Source organism: Kineococcus gynurae (assembly GCF_042433995.1).
GTDB classification, from domain to species: domain Bacteria; phylum Actinomycetota; class Actinomycetes; order Actinomycetales; family Kineococcaceae; genus Kineococcus; species Kineococcus gynurae.
Genome location: NZ_JBHLUI010000012.1, coordinates 21,992 through 34,667, shown reverse-complemented (window position 1 = coordinate 34,667; position 12,676 = coordinate 21,992). Strand labels below are relative to the sequence as shown.

The following is a 12,676-nucleotide window of genomic DNA, read 5'->3' as shown; positions in this document are numbered from 1 at the left end:
GGGGTCGGGCCGGGCAACGTTCATCTGCGGGCGGCCGATCGTTCACCGCCGGCTGACAGCCTTTCGAGCACTGGTGCCGCAAATCCTGCGACATCGTCCGCAGAAGTGAGGGATCGCAGTGCGCAACGTCTTCCACGACGAGCTGGCGGGTCTGGTCGACACCCTGGTCGAGATGACCCACTTCGCCGAGTCCGCGATGAGCCGGGCGACCACCGCCCTGCTGGACTCCGACCGTGCGCTGGCCGAGTCCGTCATCGCCGCCGACTCCCGCCTGGACGCCCTCGAGCGCGACCTGGAGGAGCGCTCGCTGCTCCTGCTGGCCCGCCAGCAGCCCGTGGCCACCGACCTGCGCGTCGTGGTGACCGCCCTGCGCATGGCCTCCAGCCTCGAACGCATGGGCGACCTGGCCCGCCACGTGGCCAAGCTGACCCGGCTGCGCCACCCGGGCAGCGTCGTCCCGCCCGAGATCCGCGCCACCATCCTGCAGATGGGCCAGGTGGCCCAGCGCATCGTGGCCAAGGCCGGCAGCGTCATCGCCTCGCGCGACATCGCGGTGGCGGGCGAGATGGAGATCGACGACGACGAGATGGACCGTCTGCACCGTGCGGTCTTCACGTTCCTGCAGCAGCACGGGCAGGAGGTCGGCACGGAGGTCGCCGTCGACCTGACCCTGTGCAGCCGCTACTACGAGCGCTTCGCCGACCACGCCGTGTCCGTCGCGCGCTCGGTCGTCTTCCTGGTCACCGGCGAGCACGAGGTCCCGCGGCGCGACCAGCTCGCGGGCTGACCCACCGGTGTAGCGTCCGGACCGTGGAGGCTGCACGGGCCGGGCGCCGGTTCGCCCTCGTCGTGGGCCTCGTGGCCGGCGCGGCGGGGGCCGTCGTCGCCTGCACCGGGCCGACGGCCCCACCCTCCGACACCGGGACGGTCGCCGCGACGACGACCACCCCCGCCCCGGACCCCGGCAGCGCCACGACCACGGGCGCCGGGACCGGGGCGACCGCCACCCCTGGGGGGACGAGCGGCCTGGACTGCGCGGCCGTGGCCTCGGCGCAGCGCGTCCTGGACGAGGAGTTCAGCCGCACGCTGGACGAGCTCGGGATCTCCCGGGGAGATCCACGGGCCCAGTCCGTCTACGCGCTGGTGACGGTCCAGGACGGACCGGACTACTACGCGGCCGTCGTGGACGCGGCCGACGCCGAGCACCTGCCCGACGCCCGCCTGGTCCAGGCCTACTTCGCCCGCCTCGCGGCCGCCGCGGGAGACGTCTCGCTGGGCGACGGGTCCACCCAGGCCCTGACCGCGGCGCTGGACCGGCTCGACGAGGCGGGGGCGTCCCTGGCCGGCACCGACCCCGCGGCCCCCTCGGGCGCGGACGCCGTAGCGGCCCAGCAACGCCTGCAGCAGGCCGTCGACACCGCCTGCGCGGGCACGGCGACGACCACCGGCTGACGGACGCCCGTCGCCGGGTCAGCCGGTGCTCGCCAGCGACTCCAGGTAGGCGGCGAGGTCCTCGGCCGCGGCCGCCTGGTCGAACGTGCGGGCCCGCTGCTGCGACGGCACCCCGCCCCCGCGCCGGTCCTGCGGGCGCTCGAAGTGACGTCGGATCGCCCGGCCCAGCGCGTCCGCGTCCTCGACCGGCACCAGCTCGCCGTGGCGCCCGTCGTCCAGGACGTGCCGCGGGCCGGTCGGGCAGTCGGTGGCGATCACCGGGACGCCGTGGGCCAGGGCCTCGAGCAGCACCAGCCCCAGCCCCTCGTAGCGCGAGGAGAGCACGAAGAGGTCGGCTCCGGCGATGATCGTCTGCGCGTCGGGGACGTGCCCCGGCAGGTGGACGCGGTCGGCGACGCCGAGCTCGGCCGCCTGCGCCTCGAGCGCCTCCCGTTCCTCACCCTCGCCGACGACGACCAGCTCGGCGTCCAGGCCCGCACCGCGGGCCCGGGCGAACGCGTCGAGGAGGACGTCGAAACCCTTCTGCCGGGCCAACCGCCCGACCGCCACGATCCGCGGACGGCTGCCGCGCTCGGGGCCGCCGTCGCGGCCCGCGCGCCGCAGCACCTCGTCGGAGTCGATGCCGACCCGGGCGACGTGGATCCGCTCGGCGGGCACCCCCGCGGCCAGCACGTCGGGCACCAGACCCGGGGAGACGCAGACGGCCGCGTCCACCCGGCGGTGGACGAAGGACAGCAACGGGCGCAGCCGGCCCGGCGTCCAGGCCGCGACCGCGTCGGGCAGCCGGCTCTGCACGAGCATGACGAACCGCTTGCGCAGCACCCGGGTGGCCAGCCAGCCGAACAGCAGCTGGTAGCCGACCTCGCTGCCCGAGACCACGACGTCGGCCCGGCGCACCTGCCCGAAGGTCTCGGCCAGGATGCGCGGCGCGGTGCGCCGGAAGCGGCCCGGGCGGGGAGAGGCGAAGACCACGTCCAGCTCCGGTTCGGGGGTGAAGACCCCCGGCCCGTCCGCGACCGCCTCGAGCACGAGGAACCGGACCCGGTGGCCCTCCCGCGTCCAGCGGAACGCGAAGTCATGGCTGATCCGCAGGCCCCCGTTGTCCCGCAGGGCCCCCTCGACGACCAGCAGCCGTGGTCGGGCCGGCAGTCAGCGCCCTTGGGCGGCGACGGCGGCGGCCGCGGTGGCCGCCGCTTCCGGGTCCAGGTAGCGCCCACCGGGCGTCACCGGGCGCAGTGCCGCGTCCAGCTCGTAGACCAGCGGGATGCCGGTGGGGATGTTCAGCCCGGCGATGTCCTCGTCGGAGACGCCGTCGAGGTGCTTCACCAGCGCCCGCAACGAGTTGCCGTGCGCGGCGAGCAGCACGACCTTGCCCGCCTGGAGGTCGGGGACCACCTCGGACTCGAAGTAGGGCACCATGCGGGCCACGACGTCGGCCAGGCACTCGGTGCGGGGCGCGTCGGCCCCCAGCGAGGCGTAGCGCGGGTCGGCGTCCTGGGAGAACTCCGACCCGAGCTCGATCTCCGGGGGCGGGGTGTCGTAGGAACGGCGCCAGAGCATGAACTGCTCCTCGCCGAACTCCGCGAGGGTCTGCTTCTTGTCTTTGCCCTGCAGCGCACCGTAGTGCCGCTCGTTCAGCCGCCAGCTGCGCTTGACGTCGATCCAGAGGCGGTCGGCCGCGTCCAGGGCCAGGTGGCCGGTGGTGATCGCGCGACGCAGCAGCGAGGTGTGCATGACGTCGGGCAGGACGCCGCTCTCGCGCAGCAGCACGCCACCGCGGGCGGCCTCGGCCCGCCCCTTCTCCGACAGGGGGACGTCGACCCAGCCCGTGAACAGGTTCAGGGCGTTCCACTCGCTCTCGCCGTGGCGGAGGAGGACCAGGGTGTGCGCGCTCTGGGTCATGCTCCAGACCCTATCCAGCGCCGACCCCGGGCCTCCACCGCATCGCGGTACACGCTCAGGGTGGCCTCAGCCGTGCGGTCCCAGCCGAATCCGGAGGCGTGCCGGACCGCGGCCCCGCCCATCCGGCGGCGCAGCTCGGGGGCGTCCAGCAGCTCCCGCAGGGCCCGGCACCACGCCCAGGCCTCGTGCCCCCGGACCAGCCGGCCCGTCGTCCCGTCGCGGACCGCGCTGGGCAGCCCGCCCACGTCGGCGGCCAGGACCGGGGTCCCGCAGGCCTGCGCCTCCAGCGCCACCAGCCCGAAGGACTCGTTGTAGGAGGGCACCGCGACCAGGTCGGCCGCGCGGTAGTGCTCGGCGAGCTGGGCCCGGGGCACGGGCGGGGCCAGGGTCACCACGTCCTCGAGGCCGAGCGCGCGGACCAGCTCGGCGAGCGCCCGCGGACTGCTCAACCCCGACCCGCTCGGACCGCCGAGCACGACGACCCGCAGCCGGTGCCGACGCTCCGGTTCGGCGCTGAGCAGGTCGGCCACGGCCCGGACCAGCACGTCCGGAGCCTTCAACGGCTGGATGCGACCCACGAAGAGGACGATCTCGGCGTCCTCGGGCAGCCCCAGCCGCCGACGCGCGGCCCGGCGCCCTTCCCCGGGTCCGTCCGGGTCGCCCGGCCGGGTGGGCACGAAGGTCGCGAGGTCGACCCCGGGGGTGACCACCCGGACCTTCTCCGGCGGGGCGTCGTAGCAGCGGATCAGGTCCGCCCGCTCCTCCTCGGTGTTGGCCACCAGCCGGTCGGCGGCGTCGACGACCTGCTGCTCGCCGATGATGCGGCCGTCCGGTTCCGGGGTGTCGCCCTGGGCCAGGTGCGCGTTCTTCACCCGGGCCATCGTGTGCATGGAGTGCACCAGCGGGACGTCCCAGCGGTCGGCCACCAACCAGCCGACCTGCCCGGAGAGCCAGTAGTGGCTGTGCACGACGTCGTAGTGCCGCTCGGGGCGGCGGGCCTCGGCGTGCAGCATCCCGGCGGTGAACGCGCAGAGCTGCCCGGGCAGCGACTCCTTGGCCAGCCCCTCGAAGGGGCCGGCGTCGACGTGGCGGACCAGGATGCCCGGGCCGGCCTCGATCACCGGCGGCAGCCGTGAGGAGGTCCGTCGGGTGAACACCTCGACCTCGACCCCGGTCGCGGCCAGCCGCTCGGCGAGCGCGAGCACGTAGACGTTCATGCCGCCCGCGTCCCCGGTCCCCGGCTGCTCCAGGGGGGAGGTGTGCACCGAGACCAGCGCCACCCGCCGCACTTCCACCGGCTCCACCGGCACCGTCCTGTCCGATCCGTCCGCACGGCGCCCGGCCGACCCGGGACCGCGGCCGGGCTGGGCTACCGTCGGCCGGTGCCCCGGCCGCCCGAGCAGTCTGCCGCCCCCCGCGCGCACCGGCGTGATCGGGTCGGTGTCCCGGTGGGCTCGCCGACGCGGGGCACGACCGGCCCGGACCGGTTGCGCCGGGTGGAGCGGTGGCTGGCGCAGACCCAGGCCCGCCGGTTGCGGGCCTCCGTCGACCCGTTGGTGGTGGACCTCGGCTACGGCGCCCGGGCGTTCACGACCCTCGACCTGCAGCGCTGGCTGCGCCGCGTCCGTCCCGACGTCCGGGTGGTCGGGCTGGAGATCTCCCCCGAGCGCGTGCAGCGGGCCCGGGCCGACGTCGCCGCCCGGGCCGACGCCCCGGAGTTCCACCTCGGCGGGTTCGAGCTGGGGGTCCCCGGCGGGGGCGCCCCGGTGCTGGTCCGGGCCTTCAACGTGCTGCGGCAGTACGACGAGGCCGAGGTCGCGGCGAGCTGGGAGCTGCTGCGCTCGCGGCTGGCCCCCGGGGGTCTGCTGGTCGAGGGGACCTGCGACGAGCTGGGCCGCCGCAGCACCTGGGTGGCCCTGGACCGCGAGCGGGGTCCGGTCTCCCTGACGCTCGCGGCCCGGCTGGCCGACCTGCCCGGCCCCGCCGCGTTGGCCGAGCGGCTGCCGAAGGCGCTGATCCACCGCAACGTGCCCGGGGAGGGCGTGCACGACCTGCTGCGCGCGGCGGAGTCGGCGTGGGCGCGGGCCGCCCCGGCCGGGACCTTCGGGGTGCGCCAGCGGTGGATCGCGACGTGCCGGGACCTGGCCACGGACTGGCCGGTGCTGGACTCCGCGGCCCGCTGGCGCCTCGGCGAGCTGACCCTGGACTGGTCCGCGGTCGCGCCCCGCTGAGCCCCGTCCGGTCCGGTGCCGTCACGCGTCCCGGGCCGCCAGGGCCTCCCGGGTCGCCTCCAGGGCGGCCGCCGAGGCGAGCACGAACCGCACGAGCTCCAGACCGGCCCCGGCCCGGACCCCGGCGACCAGGGCACGGGCCGACTCCTCGGGCGACCAGCCGAACACGCCGGCCCCGACCAGGGGCAGGGCCAGGGTGTCCGCCCCGAGCCCCCGGGCGACCCGCACCGCCTGCACCGCGCAGGAGTGCAGGTCGGCCGGGTCCCGCTCCCCCCGCAACCGGTTCGGCCCCCGGACGGCGACCACCCAGCGGGCGGGGAGGTCGAAGCCGGGCATGGCCACCGCCTGCCCGAGCCCGAGGCCGTCGGGGAGGACGTCGCGGCGCAGGCGGCGGCACTCGTCCAGCAGCCGGGGTCCGGCCGCCCGGTGGATGGCCCCGTCGACCCCGCCCCCGCCGAGCAGACGACGGTCGGCGGCGTTGACCACCACGTCGAGCGTCTGCTCGACGATGTCGCCGCGGACGGCCTCGATCTGCACCCTCAGGCCTCCAGCAGCAGCGTGAACGGCCCGTCGTTGACGGACTCGACCGCCATGTCGGCGCCGAAGCGTCCGGTCTCGACGGGGACGCCCCGCTCGCGCAGCGCCAGGGCCACGGCCTCGACCAGGGGTTCGGCCACCGGGCCGGGGGCGGCCGCGTTCCAGGTCGGTCGGCGCCCCTTGCGGGTGTCGCCGTAGAGCGTGAACTGGCTGACCAGCAGCACCCCGGCGCCCGAGGCGGCCACCGAGACCTCCTCGCGCAGCAGGCGCAGCTCGGCGATCTTGCGGGCCATGAAGGCGACCTGGTCGGGACCGTCGTCGTGGGTCACGCCGAGCAGGACGAGCAGGCCGGGCCCGTCCAGGGCTCCGACGACCTCGGGACCCTCCGGTCCGTCCACCCGGACCTCGGCCCGGACGACCCGCTGCACCACCGCTCGCACCCGATCATCTTCACCCTCGTCCCCGACCCGCGCCCGTCCCACCCGTCCCGGCCGGGCCACCTAGGCTGCCGAGGTGGACGTGCCGATCGTGGTTCCCCTGGTCCTGCTGGCCCTCGCGGTCGCCGGGCTGGGGGCGCTGCTGCGTCCGCGGTGGGACCTGGCGCTGCTGCTGGGGATCCTCGCGGCGGTCTGGTCGCGCGTGAACCAACCCGTCGAGGGGCGGGTGCTGGTGGTCTTCAACGCCGAGCGCGGGTTCACCGAGGCCGACGTGCTGTCGGTGCTGGCGTTGCTGCTGGCGGCGGTGACCGCGCTGCGCTGCGGATACCGCTCGCTCACGGGGGCGCGGACCCCCGCGCGTCACCAGGGGCCGTAGGGGCCCTGGTGACGGTTGTCGCGGTCGTCGCGACGGCGACCGGAGAACTGCCGGACCGCGGGCCGCACGTCGGCCAGGTAGACCGCGGCGGCCACGACCGCGACGATGCCGAAGATGTTCGGGAAGCCGGCGCCGTAGAAGCTGGTGGGCAGGAAGACGAGGCCGATCGCAGCCGCCACGGCCAGGATCGCCACCCAGAACGTCTTGGTCTTCTTGCCTGCGGCCGTGTAGGCGGCCGCCGGGCGCCGGACCGCGTCGACCAGCGCCCAGACCTCGACGGCGAAGATGCCGATGGTCAGGACGAACAGGACGAGCGACTGGGCTCCCACGAAGATGTCCACGAGGCGATCCTACGGGCCGGGTCGGCGACGGGGCCGCTGCGCGGGGACCGCCGGGTGCCGCTCAGCGAGCGGTGCGCAGCGCGTCGTCGACCGAGACGTCCCCGTCGCGGTAGCGGCGGCTGATCTCCTCGGTGAGGCTGTCCATGACCACCTGCACCCGGTGCCGGTCGCCGGAGAGCTCGCTCTCGAGCTCCTGCAGCTGCGCCGTGGCCTCCTCCAGCGCCTCGTCGTCCAGCGCGCCCGGGTCGGACAGCTGCGGGTCGGCGACGGCGGCCTCGGCCCGGCGACGGTGCTCGCCCACCCGGCTCGGCGCCACCGAGGTGTGCCGTCCCGAACCGTGGTCGCTGCGCCGGGCCTCGGTGAGGACGTCGGTGAGGGCCAGGACCAGCTCGGCGTCGGTGCGCGTCCCGGTCACGGCCACGGCGCCGTCGTCGCCGGCGCGGCGCCGCGACTCCGAGCCGAGGATGTCCAGCCGTCCCTGCAGCAGCCGGCGCGCGTAGGACAGGTCGGCCTCCTCCTGCTCGGCCAGGTTGCGCCGGTCCCGGACCTCCTCCAGCGGGAGGTCCTCGACCCCCGCGAGGAACTCCGGCGCGAGGATCCGGTCGAGCGGGCGGCGTCCGCCGGCCTGGTACCCCGTGCTCATGGCCGTCTCCTCTCCTGGCGACGGCGCAGCGCCGTCGCCCAGCAACAATCCGTGCAAGGAGTATGACGGAAGAGTGACGTCGCCGGGCGGGGACCCGTCAGGGCGCGACGACGACCTCCTGGGCCGCGGCGATGGGACGCGGGGCGTCGCGCTCCTCCTCCGGCGACGGGCCGGGTGCGCTGCCGGCCAGGGCGAACAGCTCGGCGTCGACCGCCACCGAGCGTTTGACCAGGGCGAGGGCGACCGGGCCCAGCTCGTGGTGGCGGGCCGCGGTGGTCACGTGCCCGACCTTCCTCCCCGCGAGCACGACGTCGTCCCCGTGCGCCGGGAGGTCGTGCCCGGAGCCGTCCAGGTGCAGGAAGACCAGTCGGCGCGGCGGGCGCCCGAGGTTGTGCACCCGGGCGACGGTCTCCTGGCCGCGGTAGCAGCCCTTGTGCAGGTGGACCGCGCTGCGCAACCAGTCGACCTCGTGCGGGATGGTCCGGTGGTCGGTCTCGCGCCCCAGCCGCGGGCGCCAGGCCTCGACGCGCAGGGCCTCGGCCGCCCAGGTCCCGGCCAACCGGCGATCCCCCACCGCCTCGGCCAGCTGCGCACGCGGCACCCGGACCTCGCGCCACGGGCGCGCGGCGCCGGGGTGCTCCAGGGTGCTCACGGCGCTGTAGCTCGCCGTGTCGGCGCTGCCGCCCTCACCGATCGGGGTGGCCCCCGGCCAGGGGTCGACCCAGACCGTCCCGTCGCCCGTCGCGGCGCTCGGTTCGCCGAGCACGGCCCAGTCGGCGCTGACGTCCTCGACCTCGACCCGCAGCATGAAGCGCATGCGCTGCAACCACTCCAGCAGCGCGGGGGCGGTGCCCGGCTCGACGCCGACCCAGGTCGCCGCCCCGTCGTCGACGACGTGCAGGGCGTGCTCGACGTGCCCCTTGGGGCTGAGGACGAGGCTCTCCACCCCCGAGGCGGGCGACAGCCCGGTGAGCGCCTGCGTCGTCATGCTGTGCAACCACGACAACCGGTCCGGACCCGTGACGACGACGGTGCCGCGGTGGGAGAGGTCCACGACGGCCGTCCCGGCCACCAGGGCCCGCTGCTCACCCGTCGGGTCGCCGTAGTGCCAGGCGACCCCCGCGTCCGGCCCCTCGGCGGCCACGGCGCCGGGGCGCTGCAGCAGCGGGGACCGGGTCATGGGACCCGCTTCAGCCGCGCGGAGGCGTAGGAGCGCATCGGGTGGCCGTCGGCGGCGACGTCCAGGGCCCAGAGGAGGTCGCCCTCGACCAGGCCGTACATGCGCTGCGCGGCGGTGTACTCGTGCGCCGTGCTGGTCCGGGCCACCACGTCGGTGCTCAGGTCGATGCGGGGGCCGACCGCGCGGCCGACGAGCACCTCGACGACCCCGGTGGGGTGGCTGAGCAGCACCTCGAGCTCGACCGGGCGGGGGCCGTCGCCCTCGGCGGGGCCGAGCCCGACGGGACGCCAGTACCCGGTCTCGACGTCGAGCGGGTGCGTCGTCGCCCCGGAGCCGTCGAGGGCCCAGCTCGTCGCCGAGTAGTGCAGGAACCCGCGACCGTCGTGCCGGAACTCGACCTCCTGGCCGAAGCGCGTGTCCTCCTCACCCCGTCCCGGGTGTCCGAGGACGCCCGCGCCCTCCCACCGGCCGATGAGCCAGGCGAGGGGGACGAGGTCGGTGGGGGTGTCCGTGCTGAGCGGGATGGGCACGACTCAGCGCTGGCCCTTGTAGAGCCGGTAGACCACGAAACCCGCGAACCAGGTGATGACGAGCGTCACCACGATCAGCAGGACCAGGAAGAAGACCTCGAGAGCGTGCACGGGCCGAGCCTACCCGCGGCCCCGCCCCCGGGCCGGTCACGGTGGTGAGGGTCACGACGCCCGGGGCACGCCCTCAGCCGACCGCGAGCCGCCCGATCACGAACGCGACCCCGCCGGTGACCAGCACGGGGGCGGCGGCGACCGCGAGCGCCGGGGGCGTCCGGTGCGCCGCGGGCAACCGGGTCAGGTGCGCGCGCCAGGCGGCCACGACGAGGCCGGCGCCGATCCCGGCGACGACCCCGCTCAGCGCCCAGCGCAGGCTGGTGGCGCTCTCCGGGTCGGTGCCGGTCAGCTCGAAGGCGGTGGCCGCGACCCAGGCCGCGGCGCCGGCCGCGACCAGCCCCAGGGGGCCGGAGATGCGCAACGGCCAGGCGGAGGCGTTGACCGCGACGGCCGCCACCAGACCGGTGAGCGCGACGACCGCGAAGTCCCAGCTGGCGACCGTGGCGGGCAGCGCGACCCAGACGGCGCCGAGGACGACCACCGCCTGCGCGGCGACCACCCCGGCCACCGACTCGACCATGCGCGGCCGGCCGTCGCGCCGCAGCAGCTGGTGGACGAAGGCGGCGAGGAGGGCGACCGCGGCGGTCGCGGGCAGCCAGTCGAGCAGGTCCAGGGACGTCCGGACCCCGATCGCGACCACGACCGCCGCGGCCAGTCCGGTCCCGGCCACCACGGCGGTGCTGCCCCGCGGGCTCGGCAGGTCGACGAGCTCGGGCCAGCCGAGGGCGAAGACCACCGACCCCAGCAGGACGGCCAGGACGACCACCACCGACCCCGGCGCGTACCCGGCGACGGCGAGCACCACGGCCAGAGCGGTCGCGCCGACGGCCGTCGAAGAGGTGCTCACGCCCCGCAGTCTCGCAGAGCCTGCCGCGACGTCCCCGGTGGGCGAGCTCGATCGATGAGCTCGAGGGATGAGCTCGGGGGCAAGCTCGGCGTCACGGGGTCGGCCGCCGCCCCCGCCGGGTAACCTCGAGGTGAACGAGGCGCGACGGAGCCGGGCGAGGCCCCCGTGCGCGGTGGCCCCGACCCTCCGACGGGTCAGGCCCCCGCCACCGGCGTCCCCCGCCGGTCGGCCCGAACCAGGTGAAGGAGGACCGGACACCCGTGGCCCAGATCCTCGTCCTGACGAACGCGCTGAGTCCCTCCACCGAGGTGCTGCCCGCCCTGGGGCTGCTGCCGCACACCGTCCGCGTCCTCCCGGCCGAGGCCTCCGTCCTCGTCGACGAACCCGCCGGCGACGCGGTGCTGGTCGACGGTCGCCGGGAGCTCGCCGCCGCGCGTTCGCTCTGCCGCCTGCTGCGCACGACCGGTCTGGTGCAACCCGTGCTCCTCGTCCTCACCGAGGGGGGCCTGGCCGCGGTCGCCGCCGACTGGGGCGCCGACGACGTCCTGCTCGACACCTGCGGGCCGGCCGAGCTCGACGCCCGGTTGCGGCTGGCGGCGGGCCGTCGTCGCCGTCCGGCCGAGGAGGCCGAGAACGAGCCGCCCGGGGAGATCCGCGCGGGGGACGTCACCATCGACGAGGCCGCCTACTCGGCCCGGGTCAAGGGCCGCCACCTCGACCTCACCTACAAGGAGTTCGAGCTCCTCAAGCACCTCGCCCAGCACCCGGGCCGCGTGTTCACCCGCGCCCAGCTGCTGCAGGAGGTCTGGGGTTACGACTACTTCGGCGGCACCCGCACGGTCGACGTCCACGTGCGCCGGTTGCGGGCCAAGCTCGGCCCCGAGCACGAGAACACCATCGGCACCGTCCGCAACGTCGGGTACCGCTTCGTCGCCAGCGGACGTGAGGACGAGGAGCCGGGTGAGGACGCGTCGACGCCGGGCGAGGCCGCGGGGGGCGCGGCGGCGCCGGGCGGGCCCGCGGCCGGCCCGACCCTGGCCGGGGTGCCGGGCGAGCGCCCGCGTGCCGTCATCGGCTCGACCGCCCCCGTCGTCCCCGCCGCGGCCCGCCGGCCCAGCCCCCTGCGCGGGGCGGGCAGCCGCCCGTGAGCGGCCGGACCCGCCGTCGGGACCGGCCGGCGCCCGCCGAGGTCGCCGCCGTCGAGGCGCTGGCCGCCGCCGCCTCGCGCGCCGACGGGGCCACCTCGCTCAGCGAGGACGCCCGGCTGGCCCTCGCGACCCCGGGCGAGGGGGTGCTCCACCTCCTGCGCACCGAGGGTGGGGCGGACGCCGTCGTCGGTTACGCCCAGCTCGTCACGTCGACCGCCGGCGGACCGCTGACCGGTGAGCTGCTCGTCGACCCGGCCCACCGCGGCCGGGGCCACGGCGCGGCCCTGCTGGCCGAGGTCGAGGACCTCGCTCCCGACGGGGCCCTGCTGTGGTCGCACGGGGACACCCCGGGCGCTCGCGCCCTGGCCGCGCGACGGGGGTGGAGCCGGCAGCGGGAGCTGCTGCGCATGGAACGGCCCGCGGCCGACCTGGCCGACGTGCCCGCCCCGGAACCCGCCGCCGGGGTACGGCTGCGGGCGTTCCGCCCCGGGCCGGACGACGCGGCCTGGACGGCGCTGAACGCGACGGCCTTCGCCCACCACCCCGAGCAGGGGGCGTGGACCGTCGACGACCTCCGGGCGCGGCAGCGCGAACCCTGGTTCGAGGCGGACCGGCTGACCCTGGCCGAGGACCCGACCGGCGACCTGCTCGGGTTCTGCTGGATGAAGGTCGAGGACGGCGTCGGCGAGCTGTACGTCCTCGGCGTCTCCCCCGCCGCGGCCGGGCAGGGGCTCGGCCGGACCCTGCTGCGCCACGGGTTGCGCGGCCTGGTCGGGGCTCCCGACCTGCGGGTCGTCGAGCTGTACGTCGACGGGGACAACACCGCGGCGGTGAGGCTCTACACGGGTCTGGGATTCCGCGTCGCGGGGGTCGACGTGCAGTACGCCCGCGTCCCCTCCGCGTGAGCACCGCGCCCGCACCCTGATCCGGGGGGCAGT

At 76.2% G+C, this 12,676-nt stretch carries 16 protein-coding genes; 6 read left to right on the top strand and 10 right to left on the bottom strand.

Annotation, left to right across the window (positions count from 1 at the left end; translation table 11 throughout):
* Positions 1–118 precede the first annotated feature (118 nt).
* Both phoU and ACFFKU_RS16140 read left to right on the top strand, forming a co-directional pair.
* Positions 119–787 carry a phosphate signaling complex protein PhoU gene (phoU, locus tag ACFFKU_RS16145; protein ID WP_380139534.1) on the top strand — a complete coding sequence of 223 codons (669 nt, stop codon included), beginning with the start codon at positions 119–121 and terminating at the stop codon, positions 785–787.
* A gap of 23 nt (positions 788–810) precedes the next feature.
* On the top strand, positions 811–1,452 hold the full coding sequence (locus tag ACFFKU_RS16140) for a hypothetical protein (protein WP_380139533.1): 642 nt from the start codon (positions 811–813) through the stop codon (positions 1,450–1,452).
* A gap of 18 nt (positions 1,453–1,470) precedes the next feature.
* Here ACFFKU_RS16140 and ACFFKU_RS16135 read toward each other — a convergent pair whose 3' ends face one another.
* The 3 genes from ACFFKU_RS16135 to mshA form a co-directional block, all read right to left on the bottom strand.
* Positions 1,471–2,538: a glycosyltransferase gene (locus ACFFKU_RS16135; RefSeq protein WP_380140266.1), complete on the bottom strand. Its 1,068-nt coding sequence runs from the start codon at positions 2,536–2,538 to the stop codon at positions 1,471–1,473.
* Positions 2,539–2,601: 63 nt separating this feature from the next.
* Entirely contained in the window at positions 2,602–3,354 is a 753-nt protein-coding gene (locus ACFFKU_RS16130; RefSeq protein WP_380139531.1) for a phosphoglyceromutase, read from the bottom strand.
* Positions 3,351–4,658 (bottom strand): D-inositol-3-phosphate glycosyltransferase, encoded by a 1,308-nt coding sequence (gene mshA, locus ACFFKU_RS16125; protein ID WP_380139529.1) that lies wholly within the window; start codon positions 4,656–4,658, stop codon positions 3,351–3,353. The genes ACFFKU_RS16130 and mshA overlap by 4 nt, the downstream gene beginning before the upstream one ends.
* A 144-nt stretch (positions 4,659–4,802) precedes the next feature.
* Between mshA and ACFFKU_RS16120 the strand changes: the two genes are divergently transcribed.
* Positions 4,803–5,585: a class I SAM-dependent methyltransferase gene (locus tag ACFFKU_RS16120; protein ID WP_380139528.1), complete on the top strand. Its 783-nt coding sequence runs from the start codon at positions 4,803–4,805 to the stop codon at positions 5,583–5,585.
* Positions 5,586–5,606: 21 nt separating this feature from the next.
* On the opposite strand, the gene ACFFKU_RS16115 is transcribed toward ACFFKU_RS16120, so the two are convergent.
* Positions 5,607–6,122 (bottom strand): macro domain-containing protein, encoded by a 516-nt coding sequence (locus ACFFKU_RS16115; RefSeq protein WP_380139526.1) that lies wholly within the window; start codon positions 6,120–6,122, stop codon positions 5,607–5,609.
* A gap of 2 nt (positions 6,123–6,124) precedes the next feature.
* Positions 6,125–6,562 (bottom strand): D-aminoacyl-tRNA deacylase, encoded by a 438-nt coding sequence (gene dtd / locus ACFFKU_RS16110; RefSeq protein WP_380139524.1) that lies wholly within the window; start codon positions 6,560–6,562, stop codon positions 6,125–6,127.
* A gap of 73 nt (positions 6,563–6,635) precedes the next feature.
* Between dtd and ACFFKU_RS16105 the strand changes: the two genes are divergently transcribed.
* Positions 6,636–6,935, top strand: coding sequence for a hypothetical protein (locus ACFFKU_RS16105; protein WP_380139522.1), 300 nt, complete (start codon positions 6,636–6,638; stop codon positions 6,933–6,935).
* Here ACFFKU_RS16105 and ACFFKU_RS16100 read toward each other — a convergent pair.
* The 5 genes from ACFFKU_RS16100 to ACFFKU_RS16080 form a co-directional block, all read right to left on the bottom strand.
* Complete coding sequence (locus tag ACFFKU_RS16100; protein WP_380139520.1) at positions 6,920–7,276, bottom strand: DUF2516 family protein; 357 nt, start codon at positions 7,274–7,276, stop codon at positions 6,920–6,922. The two genes, ACFFKU_RS16105 and ACFFKU_RS16100, sit on opposite strands and share 16 nt — an antisense overlap.
* A gap of 61 nt (positions 7,277–7,337) precedes the next feature.
* A complete protein-coding gene (locus tag ACFFKU_RS16095; protein ID WP_380139518.1) occupies positions 7,338–7,919 on the bottom strand; it encodes an RsiG family protein in 582 nt (193 codons plus the stop codon).
* Positions 7,920–8,016: 97 nt separating this feature from the next.
* On the bottom strand, positions 8,017–9,099 hold the full coding sequence (gene ygfZ, locus ACFFKU_RS16090) for a CAF17-like 4Fe-4S cluster assembly/insertion protein YgfZ (RefSeq protein ID WP_380139517.1): 1,083 nt from the start codon (positions 9,097–9,099) through the stop codon (positions 8,017–8,019).
* Positions 9,096–9,629 (bottom strand): heme-binding beta-barrel domain-containing protein, encoded by a 534-nt coding sequence (locus ACFFKU_RS16085; protein ID WP_380139515.1) that lies wholly within the window; start codon positions 9,627–9,629, stop codon positions 9,096–9,098. Before ACFFKU_RS16085 ends, ygfZ begins: the two co-directional genes overlap by 4 nt.
* Before the next feature lie 184 nt (positions 9,630–9,813).
* Entirely contained in the window at positions 9,814–10,590 is a 777-nt protein-coding gene (locus ACFFKU_RS16080; protein ID WP_380139513.1) for a hypothetical protein, read from the bottom strand.
* A 260-nt stretch (positions 10,591–10,850) separates the two neighbouring features.
* Between ACFFKU_RS16080 and ACFFKU_RS16075 the strand changes: the two genes are divergently transcribed.
* Both ACFFKU_RS16075 and mshD read left to right on the top strand, forming a co-directional pair.
* The gene (locus ACFFKU_RS16075; RefSeq protein ID WP_380139511.1) at positions 10,851–11,738 is read left to right on the top strand and encodes a response regulator transcription factor; all 888 of its coding nucleotides are present in this window, start codon (positions 10,851–10,853) and stop codon (positions 11,736–11,738) included.
* On the top strand, positions 11,735–12,643 hold the full coding sequence (gene mshD, locus ACFFKU_RS16070; protein WP_380139509.1) for a mycothiol synthase: 909 nt from the start codon (positions 11,735–11,737) through the stop codon (positions 12,641–12,643). Before ACFFKU_RS16075 ends, mshD begins: the two co-directional genes overlap by 4 nt.
* Positions 12,644–12,676: the final 33 nt, after the last annotated feature.

Excerpts from the sequence above, each read along its gene's own strand:
- ACFFKU_RS16130 (WP_380139531.1), bottom strand. The coding sequence starts at position 3,354 with ATGACCCAGAGCGCGCACACCCTGGTCCTCCTCCGCCACGGCGAGAGC.
- ACFFKU_RS16095 (WP_380139518.1), bottom strand. The coding sequence starts at position 7,919 with ATGAGCACGGGGTACCAGGCCGGCGGACGCCGCCCGCTCGACCGGATC.
- ygfZ (WP_380139517.1), bottom strand. The coding sequence starts at position 9,099 with ATGACCCGGTCCCCGCTGCTGCAGCGCCCCGGCGCCGTGGCCGCCGAG.